General features: G+C 68.9%; 16 protein-coding genes and 1 riboswitch. Of the genes, 4 read left to right on the plus strand and 12 right to left on the minus strand.

All coding sequences use genetic code 11. The features are described 5' to 3' along the window. Window positions 1–12: 12 nt before the first annotated feature. The 3 genes from QSK35_RS09395 to dnaE are packed head-to-tail and all read right to left on the minus strand — an operon-like array spanning window position 13 to window position 5969. Window positions 13–1212, minus strand: coding sequence for a cytochrome P450 family protein (locus tag QSK35_RS09395; RefSeq protein WP_285744276.1), 1200 nt, complete (start codon window positions 1210–1212; stop codon window positions 13–15). An 18-nt stretch (window positions 1213–1230) separates the two neighbouring features. Then, window positions 1231–2430 (minus strand): hypothetical protein, encoded by a 1200-nt coding sequence (locus QSK35_RS09400; protein ID WP_285744278.1) that lies wholly within the window; start codon window positions 2428–2430, stop codon window positions 1231–1233. Beyond that, the gene (gene dnaE, locus QSK35_RS09405; RefSeq protein WP_285744279.1) at window positions 2430–5969 is read right to left on the minus strand and encodes a DNA polymerase III subunit alpha; all 3540 of its coding nucleotides are present in this window, start codon (window positions 5967–5969) and stop codon (window positions 2430–2432) included. Before dnaE ends, QSK35_RS09400 begins: the two co-directional genes overlap by 1 nt. A gap of 261 nt (window positions 5970–6230) precedes the next feature. Between dnaE and QSK35_RS09410 the strand changes: the two genes are divergently transcribed. Further along, entirely contained in the window at window positions 6231–7079 is an 849-nt protein-coding gene (locus tag QSK35_RS09410; RefSeq protein ID WP_285744281.1) for an Lrp/AsnC family transcriptional regulator, read from the plus strand. Here QSK35_RS09410 and QSK35_RS09415 read toward each other — a convergent pair. The 6 genes from QSK35_RS09415 to QSK35_RS09440 form a co-directional block, all read right to left on the minus strand. Next, window positions 7076–7960: an RluA family pseudouridine synthase gene (locus QSK35_RS09415; protein ID WP_285744490.1), complete on the minus strand. Its 885-nt coding sequence runs from the start codon at window positions 7958–7960 to the stop codon at window positions 7076–7078. The genes QSK35_RS09410 and QSK35_RS09415 overlap by 4 nt on opposite strands. A gap of 41 nt (window positions 7961–8001) precedes the next feature. Beyond that, on the minus strand, window positions 8002–8901 hold the full coding sequence (gene lspA / locus QSK35_RS09420; RefSeq protein WP_285744283.1) for a signal peptidase II: 900 nt from the start codon (window positions 8899–8901) through the stop codon (window positions 8002–8004). 23 nt (window positions 8902–8924) lie between these two features. Continuing rightward, window positions 8925–10247: an aminotransferase class V-fold PLP-dependent enzyme gene (locus tag QSK35_RS09425; RefSeq protein WP_285744285.1), complete on the minus strand. Its 1323-nt coding sequence runs from the start codon at window positions 10245–10247 to the stop codon at window positions 8925–8927. A gap of 33 nt (window positions 10248–10280) precedes the next feature. Then, window positions 10281–10395, minus strand: a riboswitch (SAM riboswitch). 47 nt (window positions 10396–10442) lie between these two features. After that, on the minus strand, window positions 10443–10832 hold the full coding sequence (locus tag QSK35_RS09430) for a DUF3592 domain-containing protein (protein ID WP_285744287.1): 390 nt from the start codon (window positions 10830–10832) through the stop codon (window positions 10443–10445). Between the two features lie 26 nt (window positions 10833–10858). Continuing rightward, window positions 10859–11155 (minus strand): DUF3592 domain-containing protein, encoded by a 297-nt coding sequence (locus QSK35_RS09435; RefSeq protein WP_285744289.1) that lies wholly within the window; start codon window positions 11153–11155, stop codon window positions 10859–10861. 79 nt (window positions 11156–11234) lie between these two features. Then, window positions 11235–12713, minus strand: coding sequence for a potassium/proton antiporter (locus QSK35_RS09440; RefSeq protein ID WP_285744291.1), 1479 nt, complete (start codon window positions 12711–12713; stop codon window positions 11235–11237). A gap of 125 nt (window positions 12714–12838) precedes the next feature. Between QSK35_RS09440 and QSK35_RS09445 the strand changes: the two genes are divergently transcribed. Further along, the gene (locus QSK35_RS09445) at window positions 12839–13774 is read left to right on the plus strand and encodes a M28 family metallopeptidase (protein ID WP_285744293.1); all 936 of its coding nucleotides are present in this window, start codon (window positions 12839–12841) and stop codon (window positions 13772–13774) included. 52 nt (window positions 13775–13826) lie between these two features. Here the strand turns inward: QSK35_RS09445 and QSK35_RS09450 are convergent, their stop codons facing one another. Beyond that, window positions 13827–14333: a TetR/AcrR family transcriptional regulator gene (locus tag QSK35_RS09450; protein WP_285744295.1), complete on the minus strand. Its 507-nt coding sequence runs from the start codon at window positions 14331–14333 to the stop codon at window positions 13827–13829. 97 nt (window positions 14334–14430) lie between these two features. Between QSK35_RS09450 and QSK35_RS09455 the strand changes: the two genes are divergently transcribed. Beyond that, entirely contained in the window at window positions 14431–14901 is a 471-nt protein-coding gene (locus tag QSK35_RS09455; RefSeq protein ID WP_285744298.1) for an SRPBCC family protein, read from the plus strand. Window positions 14902–14916: 15 nt separating this feature from the next. Here QSK35_RS09455 and QSK35_RS09460 read toward each other — a convergent pair whose 3' ends face one another. Together QSK35_RS09460 and ileS are read right to left on the minus strand one after the other, a co-directional pair. After that, a complete protein-coding gene (locus QSK35_RS09460; RefSeq protein ID WP_285744299.1) occupies window positions 14917–15906 on the minus strand; it encodes a hypothetical protein in 990 nt (329 codons plus the stop codon). Between the two features lie 90 nt (window positions 15907–15996). Next, window positions 15997–19104, minus strand: coding sequence for an isoleucine--tRNA ligase (gene ileS / locus QSK35_RS09465; protein ID WP_285744300.1), 3108 nt, complete (start codon window positions 19102–19104; stop codon window positions 15997–15999). Between the two features lie 242 nt (window positions 19105–19346). Here ileS and QSK35_RS09470 point away from each other — a divergent pair, with 242 nt between their 5' ends. Beyond that, window positions 19347–19682: a DoxX family protein gene (locus tag QSK35_RS09470; protein ID WP_285744303.1), complete on the plus strand. Its 336-nt coding sequence runs from the start codon at window positions 19347–19349 to the stop codon at window positions 19680–19682. Window positions 19683–19730: the final 48 nt, after the last annotated feature.

The raw sequence follows: 19730 nt of genomic DNA on the forward strand, positions 1-19730 counted from the left end.
ACCTGCGGAACACTAAGCCTTCAGGCGCACCGGAAGCGTGATCAGACCCCGGATGAGGCTGCTGTCACGCCACGCGAGCTCCTCGGGAGTCCCGGCGAGCTCCAGATCCGGGAACCGGGCCAGCAGGCCCTTCAGCGCGACCTCGAACTCCAGCCGGGCCAGCGGCGCGCCCAGGCAGTAGTGGATGCCGTGCCCGAACGCGAGGTGCCCGCCCGCGTTACGCGTGACGTCCAGCTTGTGCGGGTCGCTGAACCGCTCGCCGTCGCGGTTCGCGCCGAGCAGCGACACCATGACCAGCTCGTTCGCGGGGATGGTGACGCCGCCGATCTCGACCGGCTCGGTCGTGTACCGGAACGTCGCCAGGTTGATCGGTCCCTCGTAGCGCAGGAACTCCTCGGCGGAGGCGGCGATCAGCTCCGGCCTGGTCTTGAGCAGCTCCAGCTGGTCCGGGTTGCGCAACAACGCCAGCACGGCGTTGCCGATCAGGTTGACCGTGGTCTCGTGGCCGGCGACGAGCAGCAGGAACGCCATGGACACGAGCTCGGTGCGGCTCAGCCGGTCACCGGAGTCGTCGGCCTGCACGAGTGCCGAGAAGAAGTCGTCGCCGGGGTTCGCGGTCTTCGCGTCGACCAGGCTGTACATGTACTGCGCCATCGACGCCGAGGCCTGGGCGATCTTCTCGGCCTTGCCGTACGTCAGCAGGGTCGTCGTCCAGTCGCGGAACGCCTCGCGGTCGTCGACCGGGATGCCGAGCAACTCGGAGATGACCGTGATCGGCAGCGGGAACGCGAACGACTCCAGCAGGTCCACCTCGCCGCTCATCGCGTCGAGCAGTTCCTCGGTGATCTCCTCCACCCGCGGCCGGAGCAGCTCGACGCGGCGCGGCGTGAACGCCTTGTTCACCAGCTTGCGCAGCCGCGCGTGGTCCGGCGGGTCGGTGTTGAGCATGTGTGCCGTGAGCGCCACGTCGAACTCGCGGCGGTCGGAGTCCGGCATCGCGTGCTGTTCGAACAGGTAACCGCCCACGGTCATGTTCTTGCTGATCCGGGGGTCGGTCAGCGCGATCTTGGCCTCTTCGTGGCGGGTCACCAGCCACACCTTGAGCCCATGCACCATGCGGATCTCGTGGACGGGCCCCTCGGCGCGCAGGAGGTCGTGCACCTCGTGCGGGTCGTTGATGTACTCGGCGGGGAGTCGGGTGAGAGTCGTCACCCCACCCAGTTAACCCTGTTAACGCATTGGGCGCCAACAACTTTTGGGTACGAGTGTTGGTTCAATCGGGGCATAGGGCGGCGGAGGAGGCACGAACGGTCCGGTCGGTTTGGCGTCCGGCCAGTTCACCCAAGCAGGGTCCTCCGGCGAGTGCGCGATCTTCATCGCCCGGCGCAGGTCGATCTCGGCCGCGAGCTGCGCCGCGTTCGGCGCGCAGAGCAGGAACTCGCCCTGGTGCCCCCACAACCACACTGCGGGACCGTCCACGATGTCGACCCGCGTGGGATCGACGTCCCACGAGTTGAACCACGTGTTGGCCAGACCGGGCGGCACGTTGACCAGATGCCCGAACTCGACCACGCGAATCGAGGTCCAGCTCAGAAAGTGCATGCCGCGGTGCACGTCCGACCTCGGGTTGAAGTAGCCGGGGAACTCCAGCGAGGTGCGACCGATGACGTACTCGACGGTGTCCTTGGGCAACTCGACACCCACCAGCACGCCGGGGCTCTTGCCGCTGCCGCGCAGTTCGCCCTTGATGTCCGGCAGCTTCCGGAACTGCGCGACGTCGTGCAGCGGCCGGGGCGGCCGCTGCGGCATGCCTGGTGAGGGTGCCAGCGGCGGCGCGGGTGGCAGCGGCGTCCAGGTGCCCGAGGGCACGATGTCCGGTGCGGCGGGGGTGTTCGGCAGCGGGAGGTCCGCGCGCAACGACGGCACGCGGTCCCAGACCTGCTGGGCCGCGTACCCACCGAGCCGCACGACCCGACGCCGCCTGCGGTCGATCTCCCGCGCCAGGCCCTGTGGATCCGGCGTCGGAATGATCCAGTCCACTTCGGCGTAGCGCAGCCACACGGCCGGTCCATCCACAATGGACAAACGGGCGGCCTTGTGGCCGAATTTCTCGTCGACCCGGAACTTCGCCTTTTCGGGCACCCCGCGGAGTACGCCGGGCTGCACCACGGTCAGCGCCGCTATCGGCAGGCTGCCGCTCTCGGAGTTTTGGATGTGCTCCTCGCGCCGCACCACGAAGCTGACCGTGTCCAGGCCGACCTCGAACGCGATCGTCGGCACTTCCGTGCCCCACGAGGAGATCAGGCCGAACAGGGCGGACTGCACACCCGCGAACGCGGGTACCGGCACGTGGAACGTGGCGTCGGGCGAAGACGGCCACACGCCCGGCAGGGCACCGGCGGGCCAGCCGGTGTTGGTCGGGTGCTGCATCAGCCGAGGCATCCCGGTCCGAGCAACGCCTTCAGGTCACCCATCAGCGACGGCGTAGGCGAGACGCGCAGCGCGTCGTCCAGCTTCAGCACGGTGTTCCGCGAGGCGTTGATCACCAGGTTCAGGTGGACCTCGGTGGTGCCGGGGTGCGCGGCGAGGACCTGCTTGAGCGACGTGACCGTCTGCGGGTTGCACTTCGACGCGGGCAGCCGCAGCTTCATCGCACGCGAGCCCAGCTCGGTGAGGTCCGGCACGACGAGGTCGTTGGCGATCAGCGAGATCCGGTCGTCGCGCTTGGCGACGCGCGCCTTCACCAGCACGATCGCGTCCTCGACGACGGACATGCCGTGAATGATGAAGCTCTTCGGGAAGAACAGCACCTCGATGCCACCGGCGAGGTCCTCCAGCTGGGCCGACGCCCAGGTCTCGCCGTTCTTGTTCACCCGCCGCATGACCGAGGCGAGGATGCCGCCGATCGTGACCTGCGTGCCGTCCGCGACGTCGCCTTCGAGGATCCGCGCGATCGAGGTGTCCGAATAGGACTCGAGGATGTGCTCGACGCCGTTGAGCGGGTGCCCGGAGACGTAGAGGCCGAGCATCTCCCGTTCGAGCGCGAGCTGGTGCTTGGACTCCCACTGCTCGTCGGGGATCTTCACGTCGAAGACGCCCGCGATGTCGTCGTCGTCGGAGTCCCCGCCGCCGAAGAGGTCGAACTGCCCCTTCGCCTCTTCCTTCTTGGTGATCATCACGCCGTCGACGGCGTCGACGTGGACCATGTGCAGGCCCTTGCGCGGGTGGCCGAGCGAGTCGAACGCGCCCGCCTTGATCAGCGACTCGACGACCTTCTTGTTGCAGGCCGTGGCGTCGATCTTGCGCAGGAAGTCGGAGAAGTCGACGAACTTCCCCTTCTCCTTACGTGCCTTGATGATCGAGTCGACGACGTTCGCGCCGACGTTGCGCACGGCGCCGAGGCCGAAGCGGATGTCCTGGCCGACCGGGGCGAACTCGCGCTCGGACTCGTTGACGTCCGGCGGGAGCACCGTGATGCCCATCCGGCGGCACTCGGCGAGGTAGATCGCCGACTTGTCCTTGTTGTCGGAGTTCGTGGTGAGCAGCGCGGCCATGAACTCGGCCGGGTAGTTCGCCTTCAGGTAGGCGGTCCAGTAGGAGACCAGGCCGTACGCGGCGGAGTGCGCCTTGTTGAACGCGTAGTCGGCGAACGGGACGAGGATGTCCCACAGCGTCTTGATCGCGTCCGGGGGGTAGCCGTTGTCCAGCATCCCCTTCTCGAAGCCGGTGAACTCCTTGTCCAGGATCTCCTTCTTCTTCTTGCCCATCGCGCGGCGGAGCAGGTCCGCTTGTCCGAGCGTGTACCCGGCGAGCTTCTGCGCGATGGCCATGACCTGCTCCTGATAGACGATCAGGCCGTAGGTCGTGCCGAGAATGTCCTCCAGCGCTTCGGCGAGCGCTGGGTGAATCGGCGTGATCTCCTGGAGCTTGTTCTTGCGCAGCGCGTAGTTCGTGTGCGAGTTCGCGCCCATCGGGCCGGGCCGGTAGAGCGCGCCGACCGCGGAGATGTCCTCGAAGTTGTCGGGACGCATGAGGCGCAGCAGGTCCCGCATGGGCCCACCATCGAGCTGGAACACGCCGAGCGTCTCGCCCTTGGACAGCAGCTGGTAGGTCTTCTTGTCGGTGAGTTCGATCTTGTCGAGATCCGGCTTGTCCTTGCCGTTGAGCTCGATGTTGCGCAGCGTGTCCTCGATCGTCGTGAGGTTCGACAGACCGAGGAAGTCCATCTTCAGCAGGCCGAGCGTCTCGCAGGTCGGGTAGTCGAACTGCGTGATGATCGAGCCGTCCTGCGGGCGCTGCCACACCGGGATGTGGTCCATCAGCGGTTCCGCGGACATGATCACCGCGCAGGCGTGCACGCCGGCGTTGCGGATCAGGCCCTCGAGGCCGCGGCCGGTGTCGATGATCTCCTTGACCTGCGGGTCGGTCTCGTAGAGAGCGCGGACCTCGGCGGCCTCGTTGTACCGCTTGTGCTGCGGGTCGAAGATGCCCGACAGCGGGATGTCCTTGCCCATCACCGCGGGCGGCATCGCCTTGGAGATCTTGTCGGCGACGGCGTAACCGGGCTGGCCGTAGAGGACGCGCGCGGAGTCCTTGATCGCGGCCTTCGCCTTGATGGTGCCGAACGTGATGACCTGGGCGACGTTCTCCTTGCCCCACTTCTCGGTCACGTACCGGATGACGTCACCGCGCCGGCGCTCGTCGAAGTCGATGTCGATGTCGGGCGGGCTGACGCGGTCCGGGTTGAGGAACCGCTCGAAGATCAGTCCGTGCGCGAGCGGGTCGAGGTCGGTGATGCCCAGCGCGTACGCGATGAGCGCGCCTGCCGCGGAACCACGGCCGGGGCCGACGCGGATGCCGTTCGCCTTGGCCCAGTTGATGAAGTCCGCGACCACGAGGAAGTACGCGGGGAACCCCATCTGCAGGATGACGCCGATCTCGAACTCGACCTGCTGCTTGTGGACCTCGTCGACACCGTCGGGGAACCGGCGGTGCATGCCGGCCCAGACCTCTTCGCGGAAGTACTCGTCCTCGGTCTTGCCCTCGGGGATCGGGAACCGCGGCATGAGGTTGTGGAACTCGAACATGCCGGCCGGGTCGACCTTCTCGGCGATCAGCAGGGTGTTGCGGCACCCCTCCTGCCACGCGTCGCTCGAGTCGATCGCGCGCATCTCGTCCGGCGACTTGAGGTAGTAACCCGTGCCGTCGAACTTGAAGCGCGTCGGGTCCTGCAGCGTCTTGCCGGTCTGCACGCACAGCAGCGCCTCGTGCGCTTCGCGGTCCTCGGCGAACGTGTAGTGCGAGTCGTTCGTGACGACGAACGGGATCTTGAGCGTGTCCGCGATCTTGAGCAGGTCGTCGCGAACCCGGCTTTCGATCTCGATGCCGTGGTCCATCAGCTCGACGTAGAAGTTCTCCGCGCCGTAGATGTCCCGCCACTTCGCGGCCGCTTCCAGCGCCTTGTCGTAGTGGCCCAGCCGCAGCCGCGTCTGCACCTCGCCGGACGGGCACCCGGTCGTGGCCATCAGCCCCTTGGAGTGCTCCGCGATCAGCTCGGCGTCCATCCGCGGCCACTTGCCCAGCTGGCCCTCGGTGGAGGCGCGGCTGGAGAGTTTCATCAGGTTGTGCAGGCCCTCGTTCGTGCGGGCCCAGATCGTCTGGTGGGTGTAGGCACCGGACGCGGAGACGTCGTCGGACTTCTGGCCGGGGTCACCCCACAGCACGCGCTGCTTGTTGAAGCGCGACTCTGGCGCCAGGTAGGCCTCGATGCCGATGATCGGCTTGATCCCCGCGGACTTGGCCTGCTGGAAGAAGTCGTAGGCGCCGTACATGTTGCCGTGGTCGGTGATCGCGGCCGCGGGCATGCCGAGCCGCTCGCACTCGGCGAACATGTCCTTGAGCTTGGCCGCGCCGTCGAGCATCGAGTACTCGGTGTGCACGTGCAGATGCACAAACGAGTCCGACACCACAACCCCCTTGTGTAGCAAGCAGTTTCGCGCAGGGAAGACGCCGGCCAGCGTGTGCGCGACACGAGCTTAGCCGAGAGGAAACCGGCCACTCCAGCGGCACGCCGTGCGAGTCGTAACCCGCCGTCAACGGCCTGTTCGCTTGATCGCACACGTGCGCGGCCGGGCATTGTAGTGACCGGCCGACGCGGCAGCGCGGCCCGAATCGCGCCGTTGAGGCCAGCCGCTTACGCGAAGATCGGCGCCGCGAGGTAGCGTGTTTTCGTGGTCGCCCCTGATCCTGTTGACGCCCGTCTCCTCGCACTGATCGCGGAGATGGGGCGCGCGGCAGTGCACGAGGTAGCCGCCCGCCTGGGCATGGACCCACGCGAGGCGGCCGCCCGCCTCATCACGTTGTCCGGCAGCGGTCTGCCCCTGCTGGTCGGCGTCGAGTGCGATCCCAACGGCATCCGCAAGGCGTTGGCCAACTCGGTGGCCTACGGCAACTACCAGGGCACACCGTCGGGCGCGTACCCCGTGTATCAGAGCGGTCCGTACCCGACGCACACCAGCGGCCCGCACCCCGTGCAGGGCCCGATCAGCACCCCGTTCCCGGCGCAGCCGCAACCGGGCCCGGCCGGCACCTGGGGCCCGCCGCAGTCCGCCGACTGGGCGCGCGGCGACCAGCCCCAGGCCGCGGCCAAGCCGATCTCCCGGACGGGCAAGATCGGCTCGACGCTCGAGGCCGACAGCCTCGAAGGCGCCCACCTGCAGATCCAGCTCGTCGAGGTGGTCGACCCGGCCGACTTCCTGTTCACCGCGGCGGGCTACAAGCTCGCCGACGGCGAGCGCGCGGTCGTCGTGCACACCGAGGTCACCAACCGCAGCCAGGTCGCCTACAACTCGCTGCCGGACATGTACCTGGTGCTCGTGACCAAGACCGGTGAGACGGTCACGAAGGCGCCGGTGTCGCTGTCGTCGCGGCCGTCGCACAAGATCGGCGTGCAGCCCGGCGAGACCGCGGGCGGACACACGGTCTACGTGCTCCCCGAGGAAACGGTGATCACGCAGGTGCGCTGGAGCGTGCGCAGCGAGGTGGACATCAACACCCTGGTGTGGACCGTCGAGGACTAACCCTCGTCGCGCAGCTTCTCCAGGGCGTCGGCCAGGTCCGCCGGGTACGGCGAGGTGAACTCCACCCATTCCCCGGTACCGGGGTGGTCGAAGCCGAGCCGATGCGCGTGCAGCCACTGCCGCGTAACCCCGAGCCGCTTGGCCAGCGTCGGATCCGCTCCATAGGTCAGATCGCCGACACACGGGTGGTGCAGCGCCGAGAAGTGCACGCGGATCTGGTGCGTCCGCCCGGTCTCCAGGTGGATCTCGACCAGCGACGCGGCCCGGAACGCCTCGATCACCTCGTAGTGCGTGACGGACGGCTTGCCATGCTGCATCACGGCGAACTTGTAGTCGTGCTTGGGATGCCGGTCGATCGGCGCGTCGATCGTGCCCTTGATCGGGTCCGGGTGACCCTGCACGACCGAGTGGTAGACCTTGTCGACCGTGCGTTCCTTGAACGCGTGCTTCAGCGCCGAGTACGCCGACTCGGACTTGGCGACCACCATCACGCCGGTGGTGCCGACGTCCAGGCGGTGCACGACGCCCTGCCGTTCCGCCGCACCCGAAGTCGCGATCTGGTGCCCGGCGGCGGCGAGCCCGCCGACCACGGTCGGCCCCGTCCACCCCGGCGACGGGTGCACGGCCACCCCGACCGGCTTGTCGACCACGATGATGTCGGCGTCCTCGTGCAGCACCACGAGTCCCTCGACGCGGATCGGCACGACCTCCACGGGCCGCTCCGGTTCGGGCAGCGTCACCTCGAGCATCGACCCCGCGACGAGCCGGTCGGACTTGCCCGCGGGCCGGCCGTCCAGCACGACGTCGCCGGACTCGGTCAGGGCCGCCACGGCCGTCCGGGAGAGCCCGAGCAGCTTGGCGAGGCCTGCGTCGACGCGCATGCCGTCCAGGCCGTCGGGCACGGGCAGGGTGCGATAACCGCTCACACTGAAACCTTCTTCTTGTGCACGGTGCCGTCGTAGTCGTGCTGGCGCAGCGCCATGAACACGATCAACGCACCGCCGCAGACGATCGCCGAGTCGGCGACGTTGAACACCGGCCAGACACGGCCGTAGGGGTCGAACAACGACAGGAAGTCCACGACATGGCCCTGCATCGGGGCCGGGGCGCGGAAGAGCCGGTCGGCGAGGTTGCCGACCGCGCCGCCCAGCACGCAGCCGAGGCCGATCGCCCAGCCGAGCGACCGCAGGTTGCGCGAGATCCACAGGATGAACACCACGACGCCGATCGCGATCAGCGCCAGGATCCACGTCATGCCCTCGGCCAGCCCGAAGGCGGCGCCGGGGTTGCGCACGAACGTCAGGTAGAGCGCGCCGCCGAACAACCTGATCGGCGCGCTGTCCTCGAGCAACGCCACCGCCACGACCTTGGTCAGCAGGTCCAGCGCCAGCACCGCCGCGGCGAGGATCGCGAGCAGCTTGATCCGCGGCTCGGGCAGTTCACCGGTGAGCGACCCGCTGCCGAACGACTCGAACTCCTCGTCGCGGACGGGTTCGGGTTCGGGCTCCGGCTCGATCTTCAGCTCACCGGTGACGTGCTCCTCGACCGGATCCGCTACCGGTTCGTCGACCGGTTCCTCGACCGCCGCCGGAGCCTCTTCGGAGGCTTCCGCGGGATCTTCCTCGGTGGGTTCCTCGTCGGTGGCTTCTTCTTCAGCCGCGTCTTCGGCCTCGGCGGCCTTCTTCGCGGCGAGCTTCTCGGCCAGCGCCTTGCGCGCGGCGAACCGTTCCGTCGCCGACTTCGCGGGCGAACCGTCGATCACGGACTCCTCGTCCGCAACCGGGTTGACCTCGGTCGACTCCTGCTCGGGCGGTTCACTCACCAGGTCATTGTCCACGACCTGTCTTACGCGAGGAACGGCGGCAGGGTTCGGGTGTCGTCGTCGGCGACCCAGCGGCCGTCGCGCTGGACGTAGTTCCAGCGGGGTCCGTCGGTCACCAGGGTGCGCAGCGCGGCGACGAGCCGGTCGACGTGTTCGGCGGTCGTACCGAGCCCGATGCTGGCGCGCAACGCCCGCTGCTCGTGCGCGCCGGTCCGCTCGGTGAGGCGAGACACCGCGACGTGCGCGCAGAACGCGCCGTCCCGCACACCGATGCCGTACTCGGCCGACAAAGCGGCCGCGATGAAGCCCGCGTCGAGCCCGGCGAGGGTGAAGCTGACGACGCCGACGGATCCGGTGTCGTTGAACAGGGACAGCGTGCGCAGCCCCGGAATCGTGGCGAGCCCCTCGCGCAGCCGCGACAGCAGCGCCTCCTCGTGCGCGACGGTCTGCTCCCAGTGCCGGGACAGCACGTCGCACGCCACGCCGAGCGCGTACACGCCGACGACGTTCGGGCTGCCGGCCTCGTGCCGCTCGGGCACCTTGGACCACGCCACGCCGAGCCGGTCCCCGTGGTCGGTGACCTTCGCCGTCGCGCCACCGCCGACCAGGTACGGGTCCGCGGCCTGCAGCCAGTCGGCCCGGCCGACCAGCACACCGGCACCGAACGGCGCGTAGATCTTGTGGCCGGAGAACGCGACGTAGTCGACGTCCAGGTCTCGCACGTCGAACGCGCGGTGCGGCGCCAGCTGCGCGGCGTCCAGCGCGATGCGGGCGCCGTGCCGCCGGGCGACCCGCGCGAACTCGGCGACGGGCCACAGTTCGCCGGTGACGTTGGATGCTCCGGTGACGATCACGAGCCGCGGGCCGACCGGAGCGGCGGCCAGGGCCTTGTCCAGCGCGATCACAGCCGCGGCGGACGAAGTCGGGGTGGTGAGGCGCTGCACGTGCCGGCCACGCCACGGCAGCAACGCGGCGTGGTGCTCGGAGTCGAACAGCACGACCGCGGTGCCCTTGGGCACGCTGCGCGCCAACAGGTTCAGCGCGTCGGTGGTGTTGCGGGTGAACACGACGGTGTCGCTCGACCGGGCGCCGACGAACCGGCGGACCTTGTCACGCGCCTGCTCGTAGACGCGCGTGGAGACCTGGGAGGCGAACCCGGCGCCGCGGTGCACGCTGGCGTACCAGGGCAGCAGCTCGTCGACGGCGTCGCGCACCTGCTCCAGACAGGGCGCGCTCGCGGCGTGGTCGAGGTTGGCGTACGTGACGCGCTCACCGGTCACCAGTGGCACCTTGAGCTCCGCACCGACGACGGCGGGAACGGTGACCTTGGGGAGTGCGAGCGTCATGGTGAACCCTCCTGGGCCAGGGACCCGTCGGAGGGCCCGCGCTTGCCCGGCACCCTTCGTGCCGAGCCAGGTCCTCACCAGGGGCACCCCACCGCGGTAGGAGGGTTGCCGGCCAGCAAGCCTGGGCTTAGCGCTGGCACTCATGACCTTCGATATCGAAGTTAGCGGATCGGTCGACCGTCCGTCGACTCCCGATCACATCGTGAGAACGGGCCACAGGAACCAGAGCAGGAAACCCGTCATGACGACTCCCATGACGAGGGACCCGCCGACGTGGCCGCCGCCCAGCCCGCGGACGACGGCGCGGTCCGGACCGGCCGGGTCGTAGCAGACCTGGACCTCACCACCGGTCCAGCGCTGCTTGGTCGCGCCCGCCGCCACCACGGTGAACCCCTCGGTGCCGACGTTGTAGCTGACCACCGGGTGGTACAGCCGCCCACGCCCCAACAAGCACCTGTGGTGGTCGATGATGCGCCCGGTCACCGAGGTCTGGCGGCGGATGATCAGCCGAGTCCGGATGATCACGTACAAGCCGTAGACGAGGTGCGTCACCCCGATGAACGCCCATATCAAGATGACGATCACTCGCCCGCCTCCCCTCCATGGACCGATCAGGTGGTCAGCACCTCGGCGTCCGACGGCCGGTTCGGGTCGTAGCGCACCGGCATCTTCGCGCCCACGTGACACCGCGCGGGCAACGGGCGCCGAGCGACCCTGGTGAACTTCTCGTCACCGACCCGGTAGCGCACCACCGGGCAGAACCGCTGCTCGCCCAGCCGCTTGTTGTCGATGACCGTCCCCTCGACGGTCATCCCGTACGTGGCGAGCCGCTTGCGGCGCCGCCGGCTGTTGTTCCACAACAGCAATCCCATAGCGCTGACCAGCGCCAACACCCACACTGCGATCATCTCGACCAGTCCCCCGACTAGTTCCTTCACCCCCATAGACGGCTGACACCGCCGCGCTGTTGCACGACGGGGATCAAGGTCACTCCCCGGTCTCGCCCTTCCAGCGCGCGTACCGGCCGGCGCGGTCGACGGCGCGGATCCGGCGTTCCGTCGCGAGCCGGGACTCCTCCGTCGTCACGACCAGAAGCTGGTCGTGCACCTGCAGCCGGGTCGTCGGCTGCGGCGTGAACCCCTTGCCCTGCCGCACGATGAGGCTGACCGTGGCACCGGTCGGCAGCCGCAGCTCGGACATGTAGACGCCGTGCAGCTTGGAGCCGCGCTGGATGCGCACCTGGAGCAGTTCGGCGCTCAGCTCGTCCAGCGCGGAGACGTCGACCTGCACCTCCTGGGCCTCACCGGACTTCACCAGGCCCAGCCATCGGGCGAGCCACGGCAACGTTGTGCCCTGCACCAGCGTCAGGACGATGACCAGCACGAACACCGTGTCCACGAGGTCCTGCGCGTGTGGCACGCCCTGGATCAGCGGGATCAGCGCGAACACGATCGGCACCGCGCCGCGCAGGCCGGACCACGAGAGGAACACCTGCTCGCGCCACGGCACGCGGAACGGCAGCGCGGCCAGCAGTACCGACAGCGGGCGGGCGACCAGGAGCAGCACCGCGCAGGCGACCAGCGCGGGCAGCAGGACGCCGAGCAGGCGTGACGGCGAGGCGAACAGGCCGAGCAAGACGAACAGGCCGATCTGGGCGAGCCAGCCGAGGCCTTCCGCGAACGACAGGGTGTCCGAGCGGTGCGGCAGGCGGGCGTTGCCGAGGACCAACGCCGCCGCGTACGTCGCTAGGAAGCCGGACGCGTGGGCCAGGTCGCCGACGGTGTAGGCGAGCACGCACACGGCCACGGTCGCGAGCGGGTAGAGACCAGTGGCGGGCAGGGCGGCCCGGCGCAGCGCGGCGCCGCCGACCCAGCCGAGCAGCACGCCGATCGCACCGCCGGCGGCGAGCTCGTAGAGCATCAGCAACGGGGCGGTCCAGCTGATCGGCCCGGTCGAGGCGAGCAGCACGACGGCGATGTAGACGGGCGCGTCGTTGAGACCGGACTCGAGTTCCAACGCGCCGGTCAGGCGTTTGCCGACGCCCAGCGTGCGCAACACGCTGAACACCGCGGCCGCGTCGGTCGACGACAGCACCGCGCCCCACAGCAGCGCCATCCGCCAGTCCAGACCGAGCAGGAAGTGCAGCGCGGTGCCGGTGACGCCGACGCTGACGCCTACGGCCACTGTGGACAGTGCGACGCCTAACCACAGCGACTGCCGCACGGCCTCCCAGCGCGTGGTCAGGCCACCCTCGGTGAGGATCATGACGAGCGCGGCGATGCCCAGCGACCGGGTCAGGTCGGCGTCGTCGAAGTGGATGCCGAGCACCGACTCGCCGAGCAGGACCCCGATGCCGAGGTACAGCAGCAGCGACGGGAGGCCGAGCCGGATGGACACCCGCACCGCGAGCACTGCGAGCAGCAGTACCGCGGCGCCGATGCCCAACACAGTCGTGACATCTCCCACCGGCTCATTCTCCAGTCGACTACCGAATTGGACTAATGCGACACCCACCGATCGCACCTAGCGCGACCATGCACAGGAGAGCATGTTGATCAGTGGATTCATCCCTACCCTGCAGGAGTTGAACCATGAGGATCATCACTGCGCTGCTGGCCTCAGCAGCGCTGATCGGCGCGGGCGCCACCGCACAGGCGGAGCCCGTGAACGCACTCGCGGCGCCCAACATCCCGGTCGCGGCGGTGCAAGGCCACCTGAACCAGCTACAGAGCATCGCGAACTCCAACGGCGGCAACCGCGCTCACGGTCGTCCGGGGTACCTGGCCTCGGTCAACTACGTGAAGGGCAAGCTCGACGCCGCCGGGTTCGTCACGAAGGTGCAGTCGTTCACCAACGGCGGCGCCACGGGCTACAACCTGATCGCGGACTGGCCGGGCGGTGACCCGAACCAGGTCGTCATGATCGGTAGCCACCTCGACAGCGTCACCGCCGGTCCGGGCATCAACGACAACGGCTCCGGCTCGGCGTCGAACCTGGAGGTCGCGCTGCAGGTCAAGGCGACCGGGTACAAGCCGACGAAGCACCTGCGCTTCGGCTGGTGGGGTGCCGAGGAACGCGGCCTGATCGGCTCGACGTTCTACGTGAACTCCCTGCCGGCGGCCGAGAAGTCGAAGATCAAGGCGTACCTGAACTTCGACATGACCGGCTCGCCGAACCCCGGCTACTTCGTCTACAGCGCGTCCGGGCAGCCGTCCGGCTCGCTGGCGCTGCAGCAGAAGCTGGAGGAGGGCTTCAAGTCGCTCAACGTGCAGACCGAGCTGACCAGCGTGGGCGGCCGGTCCGACCACGCGGCGTTCGCGCGGGCCGGCATTCCGATCGGCGGCACGTTCACCGGCGCCGAGGGCACCAAGACCGCGGCGCAGGCGGCCAAGTGGGGCGGCACGGCGGGCAAGGCGTACGACCAGTGCTACCACCGCGCGTGCGACCGGATCGTGAACATCAACGTGCCCGCGCTCGACCGCAACGCGGACGTGATCGCCTACACGTTGTGGGCGATCTCCGCCTGATCATTTGCCATGAGGGGAGCCTTCATGGACCTGAGGTCCATGAAGGCTCCCCTCATCCACCACCCGATTGGGTGAGGGCCTGCACGACCTCGCCGAGGATCGGCTCGACGAGGTCGGGCAGGGTCGCCATCATCTGCGCCTGCCCCAGGTAGACCGAGTACGCGAGCACCGCCCGGCGATGCGCCTGGTCGCGTTCGAACCCCAGCCCGGCGAACAGGTCCGTCAGATAACCGATCCGGCGCTCGGCCACCCGCTTCAGCACCGGCGCGATGATCGGGTCGTCCGCGGCGTTGTGCAGCGCCAGCTCCACCGAACCCTTCCGCGACCGGTCGAGCACCGTCGCGAACAGCGTGCGCAGCTTGTCCGACGGGCTGCCCTCGGCCTCGACGAGCTCGATGACCGCCTCGGTGTGCTGCCGCTCCCATCGCTCGACGGTCGCCTGCAGCAGGGCGTCGCGGTTCGCGAAGTGGTGGTAGACGCTCCCCTTCGTCGCCCCCGCGCGCGCCGCGAGCGGCTCGATCGCGACCGCCGCCACCCCGCCCTCCGCGAGTGCGGTCATCGCCACAGCTGTCCAGTCATCACGGGATCGACGCGCCACGTTCCGTACGCTACCGTATGTTCCAGAAACATACGCCACCGTACGGAGGGGGCATGTCATGATCAAGAACATCCACGAGCGGGTGTTACCCGGTGCCGCCGGTCCCCTGATCGACCGGCTGACCGAGCTCTGGCCGCCGCAGTGGGGTCAGCTGAAGTTCGACCGCCCGTTCGGCGTGGGCGCGGACGGCGGCCACGGCCCGATCCGCTACTCGTGCACGGCCTTCGAGCCGGGCAGGCGCGTGGAGTTCACGTTCGCGCCCGTCATGGGCCTCAACGGCACGCACACGTTCGTCGCCGACGGCAACGTCCTGCGGCACACGCTCGTCGGCACGCCCAGGCTCGGCACCCGGCTGCGGTGGGCCCTGGTGATCCGCTGGCTGCACGACGCGTGCCTGGAGGACCTGCTGGACAACGCGGAACGGGAGCTGGGCCGCGAACCGGCGCGGCCCAGCCGTTGGTCGCCGTGGGTCCGCCTGGTCCGGCGGATCGTGGTCCCGAAGGCGCCCGCTCAGCAGGTCAACGGGTAGGGCACCCGTTCACGGTCAGCCGCAAACGACGTGTGTCGGCACGTAGGCGACGGCCTTGTCGTCCCACCGCACGCCGTAGAGGTCGCCGCTGTCGGTGAGCTCGCTGGCGCCGATGATCGGCACCTCCTGCCGCCCGGACGGCCCGACCACCAGGTTGGTCGAGTAGTCGGTCCCGCTGCCGAGCACGTGGCCGGACGCGTTGACGTCACGGACCAGGGCGAGGTCGTCGAACTTCCGGACGACCCGGCCGTCGAGCCCCCACGCGACCACCGTCTCCGGCCCGTCGAAGCCGGCGGCGGAGTAACCGACGATGCGCCCGCCGCGGAACGCCACCGGCCGCACCCAGGTGTGCCCCGGCAACGGCTCCAACCGGGTGCCGTGTCCCGCACTGTCGAAGACGTAGCCGCCGCGGGCCGGAGACTTGGTCTCCTGAGCGAGGATCCGGCCCTCGTCGTCGATGTCGATCGGGAGCCAGCTGTTGCCGTTGTCGGTTTCCGCGACAACGCTCACCAAGCCCGGCGTGGCGGCGGGCCACACGACGACGTGCCGCCCGTTCGGGCCGACGGCATGGCCGACGATGTCACCCGCGGCGTTGATACCCACCGCGAACGACTCGGTGTCGCCCACGCGCGCGGGCAGCTCGGCCTTGTCACCGTTCGCGAAGTGCGCGTACGAAGACTTCTTGTCGTACGAGTACTCCAGCGCGGTCCCGAGTCTGTTGACCCCGGTCGTGATCGAGTCGCCCGGCTCCAGCTTCAGGCTGCGCGCGACAGCGTTGTCATGCCACACGACCGCGGCGTCCTGACCGCCGGAACGGGCGGTCGCCACCACCCAGCCGCCGGCCGGGTCGGCGTCCGAGATCTCGGCCTGCGTGACGCCTTGCGGCAGCGGCAGGTCCTGCACCTTCCACGCACAAGCGGAGTCCGCCTGCGCGGTGGCGGGTGCCACCACGCAGACGGACAAGATCGCGGCACCTGCTGCCAGGCGCCATCCCCCAGTGTTCATCACTGCCCCTTTCATGATCAGGCAGTGCGAACGCTAAGGACGATCGCTCACGCGGCGCTCACATCGCTATGACGCCGCACTCTCGTTTCCTCAGGCCTTGCGGACCGCGACACGGACCTTGGCGCCGTCGCCGACGGTGCCGTCCGAGCCCTCGGCCACGTCCGCGAACGACAGCTCGTTCGCCAACGTCTCACCCTTCACGAACTCCGCGTGCGGCTGGACGTCCGCCACGACGCCGTCGGGCGCCTGCACGGTCAGCGTGATCCGGTCCGACACGTCCAGCCCGGCGTCCTTGCGGGCCTGCTGGACGACGCGGACCAGGTCGCGCGCGACGCCTTCGGCGGCGAGCTCCGGCGTGACCGTCGTGTCCAGCACGACGAGACCGGCACCACCGGGCAACGCGGCCGTCGCGGCCGGGTCGGTCGCGACGAGACGCTGCTCGTACTCGCCCGCGAAGAGCTCGATGCCCGCCGCGACGATCTTTCCGTCCACTTCGGACCAGTCACCGGCCTTGACGGCCTTGATCACCTTCTGCACGTTCGGGCCGAGGCGCGGGCCGGCGGCGCGCGCGTTGACCGCGAGCTCGAAGTGACCGTGCGCGTCGACGTCGGCCGTCAGCTCGACGTTCTTGACGTTGACCTCGTCGCGGATGATCTCCGCGAACGGCTCCAGCGCGGACGCCGTGGCCGACGCGATCGTCAAGCGCGCCAACGGAAGCCGCACGCGCAGCTTGTTCGCCTTGCGCAGCGACGACGCCGTCGAGCACACCGAGCGCACCTGGTCCATCGCCGCCACGAGCGCGTCGTCGGCGGGCAGGTCGGCGACCGCCGGGTAGTCCGTCAGGTGCACCGAACGGCCGCCCGTGAGCCCGCGCCACACGACCTCCGCCGTGTAGGGCAGCAACGGCGCCGCGACGCGCGTGACGACCTCCAGCACGGTGTGCAGGGTGTCGATCGCGTCCTGCTCACCGGACCAGAACCGGTCGCGCGAACGCCGGACGTACCAGTTCGTCAGCACCTCCAGGAACTCCCGCACGTACTGGCAGGAACCGGAGACGTCGTAGACGTCCATCGCCGCCGTGACGTCACGCACCAGGTCGTGCGTCTTCGCGAGCACGTACCGGTCGAGCACGTGCTGCGAGTCCGTCCGCCAGGTGCCCTCGCGGCCCTCGGCGTTGGCGTACAACGCGAGGAAGTACCACGAGTTCCACAGCGGCAGCACGGCCTGGCGCACCGCGTCGCGGATGCCTCGCTCGGTGACGATCAGGTCGCCGCCGCGCAGGATCGGCGAGGACATCAGGAACCACCGCATGGCGTCGCTGCCGTCGCGGTCGAAGACCTCGTTGACGTCCGGGTAGTTCTTGAGCGACTTGGACATCTTCTGCCCGTCGTCGCCCAGCACGATGCCGTGCGCCACGCAGTTGCGGAACGCGGGCCGGTCGAACAGCGCCGTCGCCAGCACGTGCAGCGTGTAGAACCAGCCGCGCGTCTGGCCGTTGTACTCGACGATGAAGTCGCCGGGGTAGTGGTTCTCGAACCACTCCGCGTTCTCGAACGGGTAGTGCACCTGCGCGAACGACATCGAGCCCGACTCGAACCAGCAGTCGAGCACGTCCGGCACGCGGCGCATCGTCGACCTACCGGTCGGGTCGTCCGGGTTCGGCCTGGTGAGCTCGTCGACGTGCGGCCGGTGCAGGTCGGTCGGCCTGACGCCGAAGTCGCGCTCCAGCTCGTCGAGCGAGCCGTACACGTCCACGCGCGGGTATTCCGGGTCGTCCGACACCCACACGGGGATCGGCGAGCCCCAGAACCGGTTGCGCGAGATGTTCCAGTCGCGCGCGTTCTCAAGCCACTTGCCGAACTGGCCGTCCCTGATGTGGCCGGGCACCCAGTTGATCTGCTGGTTCAGCTCGACCATCCGGTCCTTGAACTGCGTCACCGCGACGAACCACGACGACAGCGCGCGCTGGATCAACGGCGTCGCACAGCGCCAGCAGTGCGGGTACGGGTGGTCGTACGTCTCGTGGCGCAGCAACAGACCCGCTTCCTTGAGGTCGCGGATGATCGCCTTGTTCGCCTCGAAGACGTGCTGCCCCTGGTACGGCGCGACCTCGGCGGTGAACGTGCCGTCGGAGGCGACCGGCACGACGACCTCGATGCCCGCCGCGTCCGTCACGACCTTGTCGTCCTCACCGAACGCGGGCGCGATGTGGACGATGCCCGTGCCGTCGTCGGTGGTGACGTAGTCCGCCGCGAGCACCTGGTGCGCGTTCTCGCGCCCGACGAAGAAGTCGAACGGCGGCAGGTACTTCTTGCCGACCAGGTCGGATCCCTTGTACCGGGCGACGACCGTCGGTTCCTCGCCCAGCTCACGCGCATAGGCCGGTACGCGGGCCTCGGCGAGCAGGTAGCGCTCGCCGTCCACTTCGACCGTCACGTAGTCGACGTCCGGGTGCACCGCGGCGGCGAGGTTGCTCGGCAGCGTCCACGGCGTGGTCGTCCACACCAGAGCCTTCTCGCCGGACTCCAGGCGCAACGCCACCGTGACCGCCGGGTCCTGCCGCTCGCGGTAGGCGTCGTCCATCTTGGTCTCGGTGTTGGACAACGGCGTCTCGCACCGCGTGCAGTACCAGAGCACGCGGAAGCCCTCGTAGACCAAGCCCTTGTCCCACAAGGCCTTGAACGCCCACATGACGCTTTCCATGTAGTCCAGGTCGAGCGTCTTGTAGTCGTTGTCGAAGTCCACCCAGCGCGCCTGACGGGTCACGTAGTCGCGCCACTGATCGGTGTACTGCAGCACGGAAGTGCGGCACGCCTCGTTGAACTTCTCGACACCGAGCGCTTCGATGTCGCTCTTGGTCTTGAGGCCGAGCTGCTTCTCGGCCTCGAACTCGGCGGGCATGCCGTGGGTGTCCCAGCCGAACCGGCGCTCGACGTGCTTGCCGCGCATCGTCATGTAGCGCGGCACCACGTCCTTGACGTACCCGGTCAGCAGGTGGCCGTAGTGCGGCAGGCCGTTGGCGAACGGCGGTCCGTCGTAGAAGACGAACTCGTTCGAGCCGTTGTCGCCCGCCGGGTTCCTCTTGATGCTGGCCTGGAAGGTGTCGTCGGCGTTCCAGAAAGCGAGCACGTCCTGCTCGAGCTCCGGGAACGCCGGCTGTGCCGGGACCGCTTCCTGCCCAGCCTTGGGGTAGGCCATCGCTACTGCTCCTCGCGCGTCTGACGGACGCGGGGACGACACGCCTGCCTTCGGCGTACCGCGGTACCACCCCGCTTGCCATCGCTTTTAGCGCGCGCTGGCCTCTCTGGCGGCTGTAACGGGCCGTACCCGTCCGGTTCTACTAGGGCTCGCGCCTGTTCTTCCGGAGGCTCCCCGGTGATGGCCGGATCGGTGCCTGTGGGTCAAGCGTAACGGGTCGGCGCAAACCGTATGCTCGCGCGATGACCATTGCGTTGTCGATCGTGCTCGCGGTGCTGTTCCTGGCGACCGGCGGCGGCAAGCTGCTGGGCGCGAAGGCGTCCCTGGAGGCCCGCGACCATTTCCGCATGAGCGCGGCGTTGTGGCGCACCATCGGCGCACTGGAGTGGGCCGGCGCGGCCGGGCTCATCGTGGGCCTGTTCGTGCCGTGGATCGGCATCGCCGCCACCGTCGGCCTGGGCCTGCTGATGGTCGGGGCCACGGTCACGCGGCTGCGTTACGACTCGAAGCCGGTCGGGATCATCGTCGACCTGGTCCTGCTGGCCCTGCTGATCACCCTGCTGTTCCTCGACCGCTGACCTCAACCCCGCGCGTGTCTTACCTTCCGGCCCCGTGTGTCTTACCTT

This window comes from Lentzea sp. NBRC 105346 (assembly GCF_030269605.1).
Taxonomy (GTDB): domain Bacteria; phylum Actinomycetota; class Actinomycetes; order Mycobacteriales; family Pseudonocardiaceae; genus Lentzea.